Here is a 17066-nt window from a genome sequence, read left to right on the forward strand (position 1 = left end):
CCCATCCGAGCAACCCTCGTCTTTTAATCGCACGAAAGGGCGGGCCACCGATCTCCGCCTCGGAACATGACGTCTAGCGCCCGTTTCCGGAACAGCATAACAGAGTCAGGACGAGGCGAAGAGATCAGCGCGCCCGGAACGAAGCGATCAGGCTTTCGGCCATGCGCACGAATTGCGCGCTCGGACCTTCGGCGCCGACGCTCTGCATCGAGACGCGCGCGCCTTCGAGCAGCAGGGACAGTGTGTCGGCAAGAAGCTCGGCCTGGCCGATGCCAGCATCGCGGCAAAGCGCGACCAGCTTTTCGCGCTGGGCTTCCTTCAGTTCCTTGATGACGCGCCTTGCCGGGTGATCGGTCTCGGTGAGCTCGACGGCGGCATTGGCCATATCGCAGCCGCGGCTATCGGCGCTGAGCAGTTCAGAAGCCTTTTGGACCCAGGCATGCAACTGGGCGAGCTTGTCGCCGGGATGCTTGGCCTCGAATTCGTCCCAGATCCTTGAAGCCTTCGCCGCCGTGGCGCGCAGGCATTCGACGATCAATTCGTCCTTCGATTCGAAATGACGGTAAAGCGTCATCTTGTTCGTGCCGGCAGCCTCCGTGATGGCGTCGACGCCCACACCCTTGATGCCGTGCTTGTGGAACATGTCCTGCGCCGTCTCCAGGATTCGATCCCGGGGGCGGGAACGCTCCGCGACGCCGTCAGTCATCATGATCTCCTTTCGTCGTTTCCAAAAAAACCGTCGCCACCTCTTGACTAGGGTGTTACCGGTCTGTAACTTCCAGCATGTTACTTACTGGTAACACCTATATCACTCGCCGTCAAACGACAAGGCCTCCGATAAGCCCTGCCAGAGTGAGATAGGACGCAAAACCTGCCTGTCATGCGGCTTCGGCCGGTGAATTCGAGAAAAAGCGGTCCGTGATCAAGCGATGCGGGCCGAGCAAGGAGCCACTCCTATGCAAGAGCGCAAAGACCTGACGATCGACGAAGCCATCCGGGATCCGATGATCCGGCTGGTGATGAAGGCGGATGGGATCGACCCCAAAGCCTTCGAGCGGATGCTGCGCCAGCGCGCGGCCGACCGGGCGTCGGGCAACATCCCGCCATCCTTCCTGCAGGATTCCGGCTCCGGCCGGGCCCGGCGCCTGCGCCATTTCGCAAACCCGTTCGGCGAGGCATCCGCATCATGGTGAGCTTCTTCATCCACCGCCCGATCTTCGCGTCGGCGATCGCCATCATCATGGTGCTCGCCGGCGCAATCGCCTATTTCCTGTTGCCGGTCTCGCAATTCCCCGACATCACGCCACCGCAGGTCGTGGTCAGCGCGCACTATCCGGGCGCCAGCGCGCAGGTCGTTGCCGATACGGTCACCACGCCGCTCGAGCAGCAGATCAACGGCGTGCAGGGCATGACCTACATGTCGTCGACGAGCTCGAATGACGGCTCGTCCACCATCACCATCACCTTCGATGTCGGCTATCCGTTGAGCACGGCGGCGGTCGACGTGCAGAATCGCGTCAGCCAGGCGGCGTCCTCCCTGCCGGCCATCGTCAACCAGGGCGGCGTGACGATCAAGAAGCAGAATCCCAATTTCGTGCTGATCGTCGACCTGACCTCGCCCGACGGCTCGGTCGATCCGGTGGCACTGAGCAACCTCGCCTATCTGCAGGTGGTCGATCCGCTGAAGCGCCTGCCCGGCGTCGGCGACGTGCAGATTTTCGGCGAGCGCCGCTATTCGATGCGCGTCTGGCTCGACCCGGACAAGCTGGCCAATCTCGGCATCACCGCCGTCGATGTGCAGAATGCCATCGCCGAACAGAACGTGCAGGTCGCGGCCGGCAAGATCGGCCAGTCGCCGGCGCCGGCCGGCACCTCCTTCGAGATGCAGGTCAATGCGGTGGGCCGCCTCAGCGACCCCAAGGAATTCGGCGACATCGTCGTGCGCGCCAATTCGCAGAACGGCTCGCTTGTGCGGCTGCGCGACGTCGCCCGCATCGAACTCGGCGCGCTGCAATATTCGTCCTCCGCCTTCTTCGGCAAGGACCCGACCGTGGTTTTGGCCGTCTACCAGATGCCCGGCTCCAATGCGCTCGACCTGCAGCAGCGGGTCAAGGACAAGATGCAGGAGCTGTCGCAGCGTTTCCCGAAGGGCGTCAGCTACGCCATGCATTACGATACGACGCGCTTCGTCTCGGCCTCGATGCATGACGTGCTGATCACGCTCGGCGAAGCGCTGGTGCTGGTGGTGGCTGTCGTCTTCATCTTCCTGCAGAGCTGGCGCACCACCATCATCCCGACCATCGCCATTCCCGTCTCCCTGATCGCGACGCTGGCGGTGATGTATATGCTGGGCTTTTCGCTCAACATGCTGTCGCTGCTCGGCATGGTGCTGGCGATCGGCCTCGTCGTCGACGACGCGATCGTCGTGGTCGAGAATGTCGAGCGACAGCTCGAAGCCGGGCTCAAGCCGCTGGCCGCGACGCGCGCGGCGATGGCCGAGGTGACCGGACCGATCATCGCCACCACCGCGGTGCTGATGGCGGTGTTCGTTCCCGTCGCCTTCATCCCGGGCGTCTCGGGCCGGCTTTACAATCAGTTCGCGCTGACCGTGGCGATCTCGGTCGGCATCTCGGCCTTCAACTCGCTGACGCTCTCGCCTGCGCTGAGCGCCGCCTTCCTGCGCCATCGCGGCGAAACCCAGTTCGTGCTGTTCCGCTGGTTTAACGCCGGCTTCGACTGGCTGTCGCATGCCTATGCACATGGCGTGCGCCTCCTGATCAAGCTGCGCTGGATCATGCTTGGCCTGTTCGCGGCAGGCCTCGTCGCCACCTATTTCGTCTGGCAGAAACTACCCTCGACCTTCCTGCCGGTCGAGGACCAGGGCTATTTCTTCGTGGTCATCCAGCTGCCGGACGGCGCTTCGCTCGAACGCACCGACGCGGTGGCGCAGAAAGCGCGCGACATCCTGCAGAACACGCCCGGCGTCGACATTGTCGGCTCGATCAGCGGCCTGAACTTCCTGACCAGCGCCGCGCAGTCAAATTCGGCGGTGGAGTTCGCCATTCTGAAGCCTTGGGACGAGCGCGGGCCTGACCAGAGCGCGTCGAAACTGGTCGAGCAGGTGCGCGGCAAGCTGTTGCAGATGCCGGATGCGTTCGCGCTCTCCTTCGACCCGCCATCGATCCCGGGGATAGGCACTACCGGTGGTTTCGAGTTCCAGGTCGAGGACCTGTCCGGTCGCGGCAGCGCTGCGCTGAACGACGTCACGCAGGCGCTGATCGCCGAGGCGCGCAAGCAGCCGGAGCTCAACCCGCAGCAGTTGTTCTCGTCTTTCTCGACCTCGACGCCGCAGTTCAACTACGACCTCGACCGCAGCAAAGCGAAGCTGCTCGGCCTCAACCTGCCGGACGTCTTCAATACGCTGCAGATCTATCTCGGCTCGCTCTACGTCAACGACTTCAACCTGTTCGGCCGCACCTTCCGCGTGACCATTCAGGCCGACAAGGATGCGCGTGCCGACGCGACCGACATCTCGAGACTCTATGTGCGCAACGCGTCGGGCGGCATGGTGCCACTGAGCACGCTGGGCAGACTGGTGCCGATCGTGGGTCCGGAGACCGTGCCGCATTACAACAACAACGCGTCTGCCCTTATCAATGGCGGTGCTGCCCCAGGCTTCTCGTCCGGACAGGCGGTGGCGGCCATGGAGCGGGCGGCGGCCAACGTGCTGCCGCGCGACTTCGGCTATGAATGGACCGGCATCACCTTCCAGGAACTCAAGGCCGGATCGATCGCATCGGTCGTGTTCGGGCTGGCGATTGTCTTCGTCTTCCTGATCCTGGCGGCGCAGTATGAAAGCTGGGCGATGCCCTTCATGGTGCTGCTCGCCGTGCCGCTCGCTCTGTTCGGTGCCTTCATCGTGCTCCTGCTGCGCGGCATGCAGATCGACGTCTACTCACAGATCGGCTTCGTCATGCTGATCGGCCTCGCGGCGAAGAACGCGATCCTGATCGTCGAGTTCGCCAGACGCCGGCGCGAGGAAGGGCTCACCATTGTCGAAGCGGCGATGGAAGCGGCAAGGCTGAGACTGCGGCCGATCCTGATGACCGCCTTCGCCTTCATCCTCGGCGTGCTGCCGCTGATGTTTGCGACCGGTGCTGGGGCCGCCAGCCGGCAGTCGATCGGCACCACCGTCTTCGGCGGCATGGTGGCGGCGACGATCCTGTCGCTGGTCTTCGTGCCTGTCTTCTACGCCGTGATCGAGCAGTTGCGCGAACGCGGCGAAAGGGAACCTGCCAAGGCGCACGACGATGCGCCTCAGCAAGACAAAATTGAACCGACCGCCGAGCCGGCGCTTCAGCCGCTCGCCCAGGCGGCTGAATAGCTCGCCCAGGTGGCCGAATAAGATTGGAGATCAATTATGCGTAGATGGAAAATCGCCTTGGGAACGGCCGTCGCGCTGGGCGCGATCTCGGTGGCCAGCGTGCACTTTCTCGACATGGGCAATTTGAGCGGCGGCGCAGCGGGTGCTGCGCCAGCGCCGGCGGCTTTCGTGATGCCGGTGCCGGTGGTGAATGTCGTTAAGAAGACGCTGCCGATCTATCTCGACTACGCCGCGCGGGTGGAGTCGATCCGCAGCATCACGCTGCAGGCGCGCGTGCCGGGTTATCTGCAGGAACAGACGGCGGCCGACGGCAGCGACGTCAAGCAGGGCGATCTGCTTTACCGTATCGCCCCCGACGACTATCAGGCAGCGCTCGACCAGGCGAAGGCGCAGGTACAACGCGATACCGCGACGCTCGAATATGCAAAGTCCAATCTCGGCCGCGGCACCGACCTTGCCAAAGCCGGCTATCTCGACAAGGACAGCTTCGACCAGCGCACCAGCAATCTGCGCGCGGCCCAGGCCGCCCTTGCCGTCGACCAGGCGGCGGTGCGGACGGCCGAGCTCAACCTCGGCTATGCCGAGATCAAGGCGCCCTTCTCGGGCCGCATCGGCCGCAATCAGGCTTCGGTCGGCACGCTTGTTAGCGTCGCCGGCACGGTGCTCAACACGCTGGTGCAGCTCGATCCGATCTATGTGACCTTCAATCCGAGCGAGACCGACCTCGTGCAGATCGAGCAGGCGAAGGCCAACGGTCCGATCGCCGTCGACGTGCTGTTGCCCGGCGATACGGTGCCCAGCCAGAAAGGCGAGCTGACCTTCATCGACAACACGATCGACCACTCGACCGGCACGATCACCGCGCGCGCCACGATCGGCAATGCCAAGTTCATGCTGCTGCCCGGACAATATGTCCGGGTGCGGCTGCACGTGAAGGAGCAGCCAAACACGCTGATGGTGCCGCAGGTGGCGCTGGGCTCCAGCCAGCTTGGCAAATATCTCTATGTCATCGGCAAGGGCAACACCGTCGACCAGAAGCTGGTGTCGCTTGGGCCTGCCGACGGCGACCTGATTTCCGTGACCTCCGGCATCTCGGAGAACGATCAGGTGATCACGGGCAATCTGCAGAAGATCGGACCCGGAATGCCGGTTTCTCCCTTGCCGCAACCGAAACCGGCCAGCTGATAACCCCCATCAGTTTCCGGTCCGACGGCGCCCTCGATACCCACGTCGAGGGCGCCGTTTTGTTAGGCGGCGCAGTCCGAATCGGGCCGCCACCCTCTTGCTGGATTGTCGACAATCTGCTTGTCTTGCAGAAGTTCCTATCGGGAGTCGACCATGGCAAAGCTGGATTTCGGTCCGATAGCGGATACGACGCGCAGGGCGGAGATCGTCGCCCTGCTGCGGCGCGCCATCCTGACCGGACAGCTGGAGCCGGGGCAGAAGCTCAATGAGCTCAGGATTTCCGAGCAGATGCGGGTGAGCCGCGCGCCGTTGCGAGAGGCGATGCGCGAGCTGGTGCAGGAAGGCATCCTGACCAGCATTCCTTATGCCGGGACTTTCGTGGTCGACGTCACCGCCAAGGACATCATCGATGCCTATTCGCTCAACAAAGTGCTCGATGAATTCGCCATCGAACTCGCCTGGCCGCAGCGCGACCAGCGCTTCTTCGACGAGCTCGACCGCCGCCACGAGGCGGTGAAACAGGCGACCCGCGCCGTCGATACCACCCGACAGATCGAAACCGCCCTGCAACTCCATGGACTGATCTACGAATGGGCCGACAATTCGGTGCTGCTCGAAACCTGGCAGCGGCTGACCAGCCGGCTGCAGATGTATTTCGCCCTGCATCAGCGGGCGCTAAACGAGCCGGTTCCGGCCGAGGGCGTGCACGAGACCTATGTGGCGCTGCTCAAAGGCGCGGACATGCGCGCTGCCCAGCGCCATGCGCGCGAGCATATCGAAATCGATTTCGAAGAGCTTCTTGCCTATGCGCGCGGCCTCGAAAAGCGCGCGTCGAAGAACTGACCTCGCGACAACGGACACAACATGAAGATCAAGAGGATCAAGGCCTATCATGTCGTGCAGCCCTTCGTGGACGGGCCCTACCGCATGTCGAAGGGACGCGTCGCCGACTGTTTCGACGCGGTGATCGTCGCCATCACGTCCGACAGCGGCGTGACCGGCTGGGGCGAGATGGCGCCGCTCGGCAATTTCTATTCGGCCGCCTTTCCGGCGGGAACGCGCGCCGGCGTGCCGGAAATCGCCCCGCATCTCATCGGCCAGGACCCGCGCGGGTTGGCCGGCATCGGCCGGTTGATGGACACGGTGTTCAAGGGCCATCCTTATATCAAATCGGCGCTCGACATGGCGTGTTGGGATCTCGCCGCACGCGCGGCCGACGTGCCGCTGGTGACCATGCTCGGCGGCCGCGAAAGCGATATGGCGGAGACCTACCGGGTCGTCACGCACGGCACGCTCGATCAGATGGCGGCGCTGGCCAAGAGGATCATCGCCGAAGGCTGCCGGCGCCTCCAGGTCAAGGTCGGCGGCAATGTGCATGACGACATCGGGCGGGTCACGGCGGTGGCCTCGGCGGTGCCGAAAGGCACGGTGATCTTCTGCGATGCCAATGCCGGCTGGACGCCCTATCAGGCGCGCCAATTCGCCGATGCCACGCGAGCGATCGACTACACGTTCGAGCAGCCCTGCACGACGCTCGAGGAGAACATGTCGGTGCGCCGGATGCTGGACAAGCCGATGGTGCTGGACGAATCCGTCACCTCGCTGGGCGAGATGCTGGAGATCCACCGCCTCGGCGCTGCCGACGGGCTGACGCTGAAGATCTCACGGCTGGGCGGCGTAACCCAGACCCGCCTGATCCGTGACGTCGCCGTCGATCTCGGCTTCATGATCACGGTCGAGGACACGGGCGGCGCCGAGATCGACACGGCGGCCATGGCGCATCTGTCGCTGTCGACGCCGGCGGAGCGCCGGCTGCACGCGATCGCCTTCCACGAATGGGTGACGGTGCGCACGGCCAGGAATGTGCCACCGGTGACCGGCAGCCATATGGGCGTGCCCGACGGCCCCGGCCTCGGCATCGATGTGGATCCCGCCCTGCTCGGCGAACGCTTCTTCGAGATCGGCTGAGATGAAGATCAGGCGCGTCAAGGCGACACCGATCAACTACCGGCTGGAGGGCCCCTTACGTCTGGGTCTTCGGCGAGCTCGACGGCTCGATTTCGTCGAAAACGGCCCCTGCAACAAGTATCATGATCCGGAAAAACCCGGGAACTACCGCAGACTGCCGCTGAATTAGGAGGATGTCGAAAAGCTAGCAGGACTTATCTGGAAAAAGGCGGCCACAAGTCGCCCGGCCGACAGACAATTGATCAAGAAAATCTGACTTTTCTGTTCCAACGAGCGGATGGACCGGTCGGAACCGCATGTTACTGTAAGTCGACCGATATCGACGAGGCCGGGAACAGGAGAACTCCACGGAACTCGCAAATTGAATGCACTCGCCAATCACAACAAGGGGAAAGGGCTTAGACCCATGAGCAAGAACCATCGCATTCTCGATCTTCTCCGGCGCGGCCGCACGCCACTCGAAAACCACCTGATCGACGGCCTGGTCGACGGCCGCATCAGCCGCCGCGAATTCGTGCGCCACGGCAGCCTGCTCGGCCTGTCGCTGCCGCTGCTCGGCCGCATCGGCATGGCGGCCGGCTTCGGCGCGGCGCCCTCGCTCGCTCGCGCCGGCGCGCCCGGCGCCACCATCCGCGTCGGCAGCAGTGTGCCGGCCGCGGCGATCGACCCGGTCACCATCGCGGACGCCGGCGGCCTTTTGGTCATGCAGCAGGTCGCAGAGTTCCTTTGCGTCGACGGTCCGGACCTGGTGCTGAAGCCGGCACTGGCGGAAAGCTGGTCGCCCAACACCGATGGCACGGTTTGGACCTTCAAGCTGCGCAAGGGCGTGAGATTCCATTCTGGCGGCGAGATGAAGGCCGAAGACGTGGTCGCCAGCATCGACCGGCTCGCTGACCCCGCCAATTCGTCCAACGCGCTGTCGGTGTTCAGCGGCATCCTGCAGAAGGGCGCGACCAAGAAGGTCGACGACTACACGGTCGAATTCCACCTCGACGCGCCGAACGGCAACTTTCCCTACATGGTCTCGTCGGACAACTACAACGCCGTCATCATCCCGGCGAGCTACAAGGGCGGCTATGAGCAGAGCTTCGACGGCACCGGCCCGTTCAAGCTCGAGAAATACACGCCCAAGGTCGGCGCCTCCTTCGTGCGCAACGACGACTACTGGGGCGACAAGGCCTTGCCGGACCGCACCGAATTCACCTTCTTCACCGACATCCAGCCGCAGATCCTGGCGCTGCAGGGCGGCCAGATCGACATCATCAACCAGATGCCGGTGCTGGCGGGCGTCGCCGTGCTCAATGACCCGAACGTCGACGTCATCAGCCTGAAGTCGTCCGCGCATCAGCAGCTGCATATGCATTGCGATGAGGGCCCGACCAAGGACGCTCGCGTGCGTCGCGCCATCGCGCTCTGCCTCGACCGCGAGAAACTCGCCGCCGGCCTGATGAAGGGGCGTTCGGCACTCGGCAACGACAGCCCATTCGCCCCCGTCTACCCCTCGACGAACACCAGCGTGCCGCAGCGCAAGCAGGACATCGCTCAGGCCAAGCAACTGATGGAAGCGGCGGGCGCCGGCAAGGGCTTCAAGATGACGCTCACCACCGAGCGCTATCTGGAAATCCCGGAATACGCCCAGCTCATCCAGAACTGGGTCAAGGAAATCGGCATCGAGCTCGAGCTCAACATCCTCGACCAGAGCGCTTATTACGGCGATGCGGTGTTCGGCAAGTCGAACTGGCTGGATTCGGCGATGGGCATCACCGACTACGGCCACCGCGGCGTGCCCAATGTCTATCTCGCCGCACCCTTGAAGAGCGACGGCACGTGGAATGCCGCCCATTTCAAGAACAAGGACTACGACCAGATGGCGGCGAGCTATATCGCGGCGCTCGACCTCGAGGCGCAGAAGGCCACCGCCGGCAAGATCCAGAAGCTGCTGCTCGAGGAAACGCCGGTGATCTTCGGCTATTTCTACGACTACCTGACGGCGACGGCGAAGGGCGTGACGGGCGTGCAGCCCACCGCCATGTCGCAGCTGTTCCTCGAGAAGGCGTCGAAGGCCTAGGCGGAGAAGAACAATCCTCCAAACAGCCGGCTCTCTTTTCCGAGAGCCGGCTCCAACAGGAGTATTCGCCATCCTTTCCTTCCTCGCCCGGCGCCTGGCTCTGTCGCTCGTCACGCTGTTTTTGCTCAGCGTCATGGTGTTCCTCGGCGGCCAGGTGCTGCCGGGCAATGTAGGGCGGGCAATATTGGGGCCGTTCGCCGACCAGCGCGCGGTCGATGCGCTCAACCATTCGCTCGGCGTCGACCGGCCACTGCTTGTGCAGTACGGGAGCTGGATCTGGAATTTTCTGCACGGCGATATGGGCACGTCCTATGTGTTCCGCGCGCCGGTGGCCCCCTTCGTCATTGATACCTTGGGCAATTCGATGAAGCTGGCGCTGGTCGCCTTCGTGCTGGTGGTGCCGATCGGCATCCTCGGCGGCGTGATCGCCGCGCTCAATTTCAACCGGCCGCTCGACCGCATCATCAGCCTCGGCGGCCTGTCGGTGACGGTGCTGCCGGAGTTCGTCACCGGCATCATCCTGATCCTGATCTTCGGGGTGTGGCTGCGCTGGCTGCCGATCGCCGCCGCCTGGCCGAAAGGCGCCGGCGTCTTCACCCAGCTCTACTACCTGATCCTGCCCTCGCTGCCGCTGTTCCTGGTGCTGTTCGGTTATATCGCGCGCATGGCGCGCTCCGGCATGATCGAGGCGCTCGATTCCGACTATACGCGCACCGCCGTGCTGAAGGGCCTGCCGTGGCGCACGGTGATCTGGCGTCACGTGCTGCGCAACGCGCTGTTGCCGACCATCACGGTGATCGCCACCCAGACCGGCTATCTGATCGGCGGCTTGGTCGTCATCGAGACGCTGTTCCGTTACCAGGGCATCGGCTCGCTGATCTTCACCGCCGCGCGCGGCAAGGACTTTCCGATGCTGGAGGCCGGCATTCTCACCATCGGCATCGTCTATGCGGTGGCCACGCTTATCGCCGATTTCCTCTATTCCGTGCTCAATCCGCGCATCCGGCTGGGAGCAGAGCAATGAGCGTCACCGACACCCCCATTAGTCTGCCGACGCCCGACGCCGCACAGCGCAGCCCCTGGGGCGAGGTTCTGCATTCGCTCTCCAGGTCCGGCACCTTTCTCACCGGGCTTGCGATTGTCGTCTTCTGGATCGCCTGCGCGCTGTTCGGCCAGCACTTCGTTCCCTACGATCCGCTGGCAAGCGACATCATCAACGCGCTGACGCCGCCGGCGGCCGATCACTGGTTCGGCACCGACCAGCTCGGCCGCGACGTCTTCTCGCGCGTCATCATCGGCTCGCGCGACATCCTCACCGTGGCGCCGCTGGCAACCATTCTTGCCACCATTGCAGGTACGGCGCTCGGCCTCGTCATCGGTTACTTCCGCGGCATCGTTGACGACATCGTCAGCCGCGTGCTCGAAGCCTTCATGGCGATCCCGGTGGTGATCATCGCGCTGCTCGCCATCGTTGCGCTCGGCACGTCGAAGATCACCGTCATCGTCGTCATCGGCCTGAGCTTCGCGCCGATCATCGCCAGGACAGTGCGCTCGGCGGTGCTGGCCGAACGCGAGCTCGATTATGTGGCCGCGGCAAAGCTGCGCCATGAGGGCGCCCTGCACACGATGTTCGTCGAGATCCTGCCCAACGTCATCCCGCCGATCCTGGTCGAGACGACGGTGCGGCTGGGCTATGCGATCTTCGCGGTGGCCACGCTCTCCTTCATGGGATTCGGCATCCAACCGCCCTCGCCCGACTGGGGCCTGTCGATCTCCTCCAATTACGGCATGATCGGCGGCGGCTTCTGGTGGACGGTGCTGTTCGATGCCCTGGCCATCGCCTCGCTAGTGATCGGCGTCAACCTGGTGGCCGACGGCGTGCATGGAGCGTTCAATGACTGAGCCTGGCCAGGCCGCCAACGCTCTGGAGCTGAAGGACCTTTCGGTCGCCTATCGCGTCGGCCGCCGCAACCGCGCTGTGCTGCGCAACGTCAACCTCACCATCAAGGTCGGCGAGGCCTATGGGCTGGTCGGTGAATCCGGCTGCGGCAAGTCGACTGTCGCGCTCTCGGTGGTGCGCTATCTGCCGCGCAACGGCTCGATCACCGGCGGTTCGATCGCGCTCGACGGCAAGGATGTGATGAAGCTCGACAGCGAGGCGCTCAGGCGCGCCCGCGCCGACAGCGTGTCCATGGTCTATCAGGACCCCGGCAAGGCCCTGAACCCGTCGCTGCGCATCGGCCGCCAGCTGACCGAGATCTTCGAGCTTGCCGGCATCACCGGACAGGCAGCGGAAGACAAGGCGCTCGCCATGCTGAACCGGGTGCGTATCTCCGACCCGGCGAGCGTCATGCAGCGCTATCCGCACCAGCTCTCCGGCGGCATGCAGCAGCGCGTGGCGATCGCCATGGCCTTGGCCAACGACCCTTCGATGCTGATCCTCGACGAGCCGACCACCGGCCTCGACGCAACCGTCGAAGCCGAAGTGCTCGACCTGATCGGACAGTTGCGGCGCGAGCTGTCGGCCTCGATCCTGTTCATCAGCCACAACCTCGCCGTCGTCGCCAATATGTGCGACCGCGTCGGCGTGCTCTATGCCGGCATGCTGGTCGAGGAAGGCTCGACCAGGGACGTGTTCAACGACCCGCGCCATCCCTACACGGTGGCGCTGCTGCGCTGCCTGCCGCGCGGCGGCCAGCGCAAGGACCAGGGCCGGCTCGACACTATCCCGGGCTTCCTGCCCGGCATCGGCGCCAATATCGTCGGCTGCGCCTTCGCCGACCGCTGTGCGCTCGCCACCGAACGCTGCCGCGCCGAGCCGCCGCCGCTCTACGAGCTGGGCGACGGCCGCCTGTCGCGCTGCCACTATCATGACAAGGCGCAGTCGCTGCCGCGCGCGACGCCCGCCGAGATTGCTGCCGCCCAGCCAAAGCAGGCGCCGCCGGTGCTGCAGGTCGAAGGGTTGAACAAGACCTATGCCAGCCACGGTCGTCCGCTGCGGGCGGTGAAGGACGTCTCTGTCAGCCTGACGCCCGGCGAGACACTGGGCCTGGTCGGCGAATCCGGCAGCGGCAAGACGACCTTCGCCAGGCTGCTGCTTGGCCTTGTCGCGCCCGATGAGGGCGGCTCGATCGAGATCGAAGGCAAGAAGCTCGCGCCACGGCTCGCCAGCCGCTCGGAAGACCAGGTCAAGGCGGTGCAGATCGTCTTCCAGAACCCGGACTCGGCGCTCAACCGCTCGCATTCGATCCGGCATATCCTCAGCCGCGCCCTGAAGCGGTTGGGCGGGCTTACCGGCAAGACGCTGGATACACGGCTCGAAGAGCTCGTCCGCTCGGTGCGGCTCACCGACCGGCATCTGGCGGTCAAGCCGCGCCAGCTGTCTGGCGGCCTGAAGCAGCGCGTGGCGATCGCGCGAGCCTTCGCCGGCGATCCGCGCATCGTCGTGTGCGACGAGCCGACCTCGGCGCTCGACGTCTCGGTGCAGGCGGCGATCCTCAACCTTCTGGCCGACCTGCAGTCAAGGCAGGACGTCAGCTATATCTTCATCTCGCACGACCTTGGCGTGGTGCGCTATCTCTCCGACAAGATCGCCGTGCTTTATCTCGGCCGCATCATGGAGTTCGGGCCATCGGAGGCGGTCTTTTCCGGCCCACACCATCCCTATACCGAAGCGCTGCTCTCGGCCGTGCCGAAGCTCGACCGGACCGAAAGCTCGCGCATCCGCCTCGACGGAGAGATCCCAAGCGCCGCCAACCCGCCGACGGGTTGCGTCTTCCACACGCGCTGCCCGCGCAAGATCGGCGCGATCTGCGAGACGCAGGAGCCTGACCTCACCGAGGCCCAGCCAGGTCACACGATTCGCTGCCATATTCCCTATGCGGAACTGGCAAGGCTGCAAAAGCCAAAGGCGGTGGAGCCGGCGTGATCAAAACGCTGTCCGCCCGCCATTGGCGGATATCCCGAAGAAGCGACTGCCGTGTCCGACGGCTATTTCTGAAAGGACCTCGCCCAATCAAATGGAGCCGCTTGATTGAGGCCCCATTCAGCGCATAGCTTCCTGCAGTCAGGGAGGGTGCGATGGATCTTTTCAAATTGGACGGCGGCGTGGCGTTGGTGACGGGCGCCGGCAGCGGCATTGGCCAGGCGATCGCCATCGGGCTTGCCGAGGCCGGCGCCGATGTCGCCTGTTTCGGTCATGCCTCGAACGGCGGACTCGAGCAGACGGCCGAGAAGGTCAGGGCGCTCGGCCGCAAGGCGCTGGTGCTGACAGGCAGTGTGACGTCCGAGGCCGACCTGGCCATGGCGATCGGCCGGGTCGAAGCCGAGCTCGGCGCCCTGACCGTCGCTGTCAACAACGCCGGCATTGCCGGCTCGGACGCGGCTGAGACCATGTCGCTGGAAAAATGGCGCAACGTGCACGAGGTCAATGTCGCGGGCGCATTTTTGTCCTGCCAGGCAGAGGCGCGCGTGATGCTGCCTCGACGCACGGGCTCCATCATCAACATCGCCTCGATGTCAGGCACCATCGTCAACCGGGGGCTGACGCAGGCGCATTACAACTCCTCCAAGGCTGCCGTCATCCACATGTCGAAGAGCCTGGCCATGGAGTGGGCTGATCGCGGCCTGCGCGTCAACGTCATCAGTCCGGGCTACACGTTGACGCCGATGAACAAACGGCCAGAGGTCGCGGAAGAAGTGAAGGTGTTCAAACGCGACACGCCGATGGGCCGCATGGCAGCGCCGGAGGAAATGGTCGGACCGGCGGTGTTCCTGGCCAGCCGCGCATCCAGCTTCGTGACCGGCCTCGACCTGATCGTCGACGGCGGTTACGTCTGCTGGTGACCGATGGGTGTCCCGCGGGACACCCGATTTCACGACAGGAACGTTGGCCTGAGCGTGCCGTGCTACTCCGCCGCCATGCCCTTCACCTCAAGATAGCTCTCCATCGAATCGTCCAGCGCCTGCAGCCACGGCGTGTGGTGCAACGGCGCCATGGTGCCGGTCATCAGCGAGCGATAGGCGTTGTCGCGGAAGGTCATGATGCTTTCCATCTTGTGGTGTTCCCACTCCATGAAGGTGCGGTTGACCGCCTCGACATCGAAGCCCGGATAGTCGGTCTGATCCATCAACTCCTTGGTGTAGTCGCCCTGGAACCAGATCATCTGCTCGGCGTCCTCGAGGGTCTCTTCGCGCGCACGCCACTTGGCGCTGTGCTCGGCCATCACCTCGGCGGAGGGCAGCTTGATGCGGCCAAGCATCACGTCGCGCGCGTACCAGGCCTGCGCGTCGAACATGTTGAAGGTGTAGAACTGGTCCTGCATGCCGATGTAGAAAAGCTTCGGGTTCTTCTCCCAGACGACGCCTTCATAGAGGTCGAGCGGCCACATGCGGTTGGCGGTCTTGAGCTTGAGGTCGTCGGTGAGGAAGGGGAAGGAATGCAGGTAGCCGGTGCACAGGATGATGGCGTCGACATCCTTGGTCGTGCCGTCCTTGAAATGCGCCGTCTTGCCGACGACCTTCTGCAGCAGCGGCACTTCCTTCCAGTTCTCCGGCCACTTGAAACCCATCGGCTTGGAACGGTAGCTGGAGGTGATGGATTTGGCGCCGTATTTGTAGCATTGCGAACCGATGTCCTCGGCCGAATAGGAGCGGCCGATGATCAAGATGTCCTTGCCCTTGAACTCCATCGCGTCGCGGAAATCATGGCTGTGCAGGATGCGGCCGTTGAAGGTTGGAAAGCCTTCGAAGAAAGGCACGTTGGGCACCGAGAAATGGCCGGACGCGACGACGACGTTGTCGAATTCCTCCGAATAGGTCACGTCGTTGGTGCGATCATGCGCGGTGACGGTGAATTTCTTGGTCTCGTCGGAATAGGTCACCATGCGCACAGGGCTGTTGAAGCGCACCCATTCGCGCAGGCCGGATTTCTCGACGCGGCCCTTGATGTAGTCCCATAACACGGCGCGCGGCGGATAAGAGGCGATCGGCCGGCCGAAATGCTCCTCGAAGGTGTAGTCGGCGAATTCGAGGCATTCCTTCGGGCCGTTCGACCAGAGATAGCGGTACATCGAGCCATGCACCGGATCGCCATGCTCGTCGAGACCGGTGCGCCACGTGTAGTTCCACAGCCCGCCCCAGTCGCTCTGCTTCTCGAAGCAGACGATCTCCGGGATCTCGGCGCCCTTATCGGCAGCCGACTTGAAGGCCCTTAGCTGGGCCAGGCCCGACGGTCCGGCTCCGATGACGGCGACACGAGATTTCATTGCGGGCCTCCTCCTTTTTTGGTTTCGACTTTTTTCTTGTCGCAATTCCGGACGGAAAACGGTTCGACACGTTCCTGGAATTGCTCTCACGAAACAAATTTCACTCACAGTGACAGTAATTGGCTCTTTGGTGCTGTCAACAAACATCTGCCGCGACGGCGTTTGCGTGAAACGGTTTTTCCGTGCAAAGGCGGCGACGCAGGCGCGCCCTGCAACACCCCAGCGGCTTGCTGTCGCGGTTGCGCTCTTGTATCGCCACCGAATATGTTCACCTTGAGTGAAATAAATCCGCGAGAGTCGGGGGCGACATGGCGAACAAGAAGTCCGGCACCAAGTCCACCGATACGGCAGCGAAGGGCAAGGCGCCGCCGAAGCGCGTTTCGGCCGACGGTCGCACGATCCGCACGCCGCTGACGCAGAACCCGCACGCCATTCGCGACACGCGCGAGAAGGTGCTGGAAGTGGCGATCGGGCATGAGGTGCGGGCGTTCCGCAAGAAGCTCGGCATCACTGTCGCCGATCTCGCCACCGCCACCGACATTTCGCTCGGCATGCTGTCGAAGATCGAAAACGGCATCACCTCGCCGTCGCTGACGACATTGCAGGCGCTGTCGCGAGCGCTGGGCGTTCCGGTGACCGCGTTCTTCCGGCGCTTCGAGGAAGAGCACAGCGCCGTTTTCGTCAAGGCCGGCGAAGGGGTCGATGTCGAGCGGCGCGGCACCCGCGCCGGCCATCAATACAACCTGCTCGGCCATATCGGCGCCAACACCAGCGGCGTCGTCGTCGAGCCCTATCTCATCACGCTGACCGAGAATTCGGACGTGTTCCCGACCTTCCAGCATGCGGGCATGGAATTCCTTTACATGCTCGAAGGCGAGGTCGTTTACCGGCACGGCAACAATCTCTATCCGATGAAGCCGGGCGACAGCCTGTTCTTCGACGCCGATGCACCGCACGGCCCGGAAGAGCTGACGCGGCTGCCGATGCGGTATCTGTCGATCATCTGCTATCCGCAAAACAGCGCGGGGTGAGTCGGGCCGTCGCAGCCCCCTCACCCGGATTGCCAAGGCCGAATTGCAAAGAGCAATTCGGGGCAATCCGACCTCTCCCCGAGGGGGGAGAGGAGATCGCGAGCGTCTCGGCTGGCCTCTTCCCCCCTCGGGGAGAAGGTGGCCGCGAAGCGGCCGGATGAGGG

At 63.9% G+C, this 17066-nt stretch carries 13 protein-coding genes; 11 read left to right on the forward strand and 2 right to left on the reverse strand.

What is annotated here, in order from left to right; genetic code table 11:
• Positions 1-124: 124 nt before the first annotated feature.
• Positions 125-706: a TetR/AcrR family transcriptional regulator gene (locus LB528_RS17240; RefSeq protein ID WP_140544202.1), complete on the reverse strand. Its 582-nt coding sequence runs from the start codon at positions 704-706 to the stop codon at positions 125-127.
• Positions 707-956: 250 nt separating this feature from the next.
• On the opposite strand from LB528_RS17240, the gene LB528_RS17245 reads away from it, so the two are divergent.
• The 10 genes from LB528_RS17245 to LB528_RS17290 all read left to right on the forward strand — a co-directional run bounded on the left by LB528_RS17245 (position 957) and on the right by LB528_RS17290 (position 14450).
• Entirely contained in the window at positions 957-1193 is a 237-nt protein-coding gene (locus LB528_RS17245) for a hypothetical protein (RefSeq protein WP_224715661.1), read from the forward strand.
• Positions 1187-4384 carry an efflux RND transporter permease subunit gene (locus LB528_RS17250; protein WP_224515851.1) on the forward strand — a complete coding sequence of 1066 codons (3198 nt, stop codon included), beginning with the start codon at positions 1187-1189 and terminating at the stop codon, positions 4382-4384. Before LB528_RS17245 ends, LB528_RS17250 begins: the two co-directional genes overlap by 7 nt.
• Positions 4385-4420: 36 nt before the next feature.
• Positions 4421-5569, forward strand: coding sequence for an efflux RND transporter periplasmic adaptor subunit (locus LB528_RS17255; RefSeq protein ID WP_224515848.1), 1149 nt, complete (start codon positions 4421-4423; stop codon positions 5567-5569).
• A gap of 153 nt (positions 5570-5722) precedes the next feature.
• Entirely contained in the window at positions 5723-6412 is a 690-nt protein-coding gene (locus tag LB528_RS17260; protein WP_224715662.1) for a GntR family transcriptional regulator, read from the forward strand.
• 21 nt (positions 6413-6433) lie between these two features.
• Positions 6434-7537 (forward strand): mandelate racemase/muconate lactonizing enzyme family protein, encoded by a 1104-nt coding sequence (locus tag LB528_RS17265; RefSeq protein ID WP_224715663.1) that lies wholly within the window; start codon positions 6434-6436, stop codon positions 7535-7537.
• Positions 7538-7943: 406 nt separating this feature from the next.
• Complete coding sequence (locus tag LB528_RS17270; RefSeq protein ID WP_224715664.1) at positions 7944-9605, forward strand: ABC transporter substrate-binding protein; 1662 nt, start codon at positions 7944-7946, stop codon at positions 9603-9605.
• 70 nt (positions 9606-9675) lie between these two features.
• Positions 9676-10629 carry an ABC transporter permease gene (locus tag LB528_RS17275; protein WP_224715744.1) on the forward strand — a complete coding sequence of 318 codons (954 nt, stop codon included), beginning with the start codon at positions 9676-9678 and terminating at the stop codon, positions 10627-10629.
• Positions 10626-11507, forward strand: coding sequence for an ABC transporter permease (locus tag LB528_RS17280; protein ID WP_224715665.1), 882 nt, complete (start codon positions 10626-10628; stop codon positions 11505-11507). The genes LB528_RS17275 and LB528_RS17280 overlap by 4 nt, the downstream gene beginning before the upstream one ends.
• On the forward strand, positions 11500-13533 hold the full coding sequence (locus LB528_RS17285; RefSeq protein WP_224715666.1) for an ABC transporter ATP-binding protein: 2034 nt from the start codon (positions 11500-11502) through the stop codon (positions 13531-13533). Before LB528_RS17280 ends, LB528_RS17285 begins: the two co-directional genes overlap by 8 nt.
• Positions 13534-13685: 152 nt before the next feature.
• Positions 13686-14450, forward strand: a complete 765-nt coding sequence (locus tag LB528_RS17290; protein ID WP_224715667.1) for an SDR family oxidoreductase — start codon at positions 13686-13688, stop codon at positions 14448-14450.
• 62 nt (positions 14451-14512) lie between these two features.
• Here the strand turns inward: LB528_RS17290 and LB528_RS17295 are convergent, their stop codons facing one another.
• On the reverse strand, positions 14513-15871 hold the full coding sequence (locus LB528_RS17295) for an NAD(P)-binding domain-containing protein (protein ID WP_224715668.1): 1359 nt from the start codon (positions 15869-15871) through the stop codon (positions 14513-14515).
• A 308-nt stretch (positions 15872-16179) separates the two neighbouring features.
• Here LB528_RS17295 and LB528_RS17300 point away from each other — a divergent pair, with 308 nt between their 5' ends.
• Positions 16180-16902 carry a helix-turn-helix domain-containing protein gene (locus LB528_RS17300; protein WP_224715669.1) on the forward strand — a complete coding sequence of 241 codons (723 nt, stop codon included), beginning with the start codon at positions 16180-16182 and terminating at the stop codon, positions 16900-16902.
• Positions 16903-17066: the final 164 nt, after the last annotated feature.

Source organism: Mesorhizobium sp. CA4, from assembly GCF_020165075.1.
Lineage (GTDB): Bacteria > Pseudomonadota > Alphaproteobacteria > Rhizobiales > Rhizobiaceae > Mesorhizobium.

Coding starts and splice junctions, on each gene's coding strand:
- LB528_RS17260 (WP_224715662.1), top strand. CDS start 5,723: ATGGCAAAGCTGGATTTCGGTCCGATAGCGGATACGACGCGCAGGGCG.
- LB528_RS17255 (WP_224515848.1), top strand. CDS start 4,421: ATGCGTAGATGGAAAATCGCCTTGGGAACGGCCGTCGCGCTGGGCGCG.
- LB528_RS17280 (WP_224715665.1), top strand. CDS start 10,626: ATGAGCGTCACCGACACCCCCATTAGTCTGCCGACGCCCGACGCCGCA.
- LB528_RS17265 (WP_224715663.1), top strand. CDS start 6,434: ATGAAGATCAAGAGGATCAAGGCCTATCATGTCGTGCAGCCCTTCGTG.
- LB528_RS17300 (WP_224715669.1), top strand. CDS start 16,180: ATGGCGAACAAGAAGTCCGGCACCAAGTCCACCGATACGGCAGCGAAG.
- LB528_RS17285 (WP_224715666.1), top strand. CDS start 11,500: ATGACTGAGCCTGGCCAGGCCGCCAACGCTCTGGAGCTGAAGGACCTT.
- LB528_RS17290 (WP_224715667.1), top strand. CDS start 13,686: ATGGATCTTTTCAAATTGGACGGCGGCGTGGCGTTGGTGACGGGCGCC.
- LB528_RS17250 (WP_224515851.1), top strand. CDS start 1,187: ATGGTGAGCTTCTTCATCCACCGCCCGATCTTCGCGTCGGCGATCGCC.
- LB528_RS17295 (WP_224715668.1), bottom strand. CDS start 15,871: ATGAAATCTCGTGTCGCCGTCATCGGAGCCGGACCGTCGGGCCTGGCC.
- LB528_RS17245 (WP_224715661.1), top strand. CDS start 957: ATGCAAGAGCGCAAAGACCTGACGATCGACGAAGCCATCCGGGATCCG.
- LB528_RS17240 (WP_140544202.1), bottom strand. CDS start 706: ATGACTGACGGCGTCGCGGAGCGTTCCCGCCCCCGGGATCGAATCCTG.
- LB528_RS17270 (WP_224715664.1), top strand. CDS start 7,944: ATGAGCAAGAACCATCGCATTCTCGATCTTCTCCGGCGCGGCCGCACG.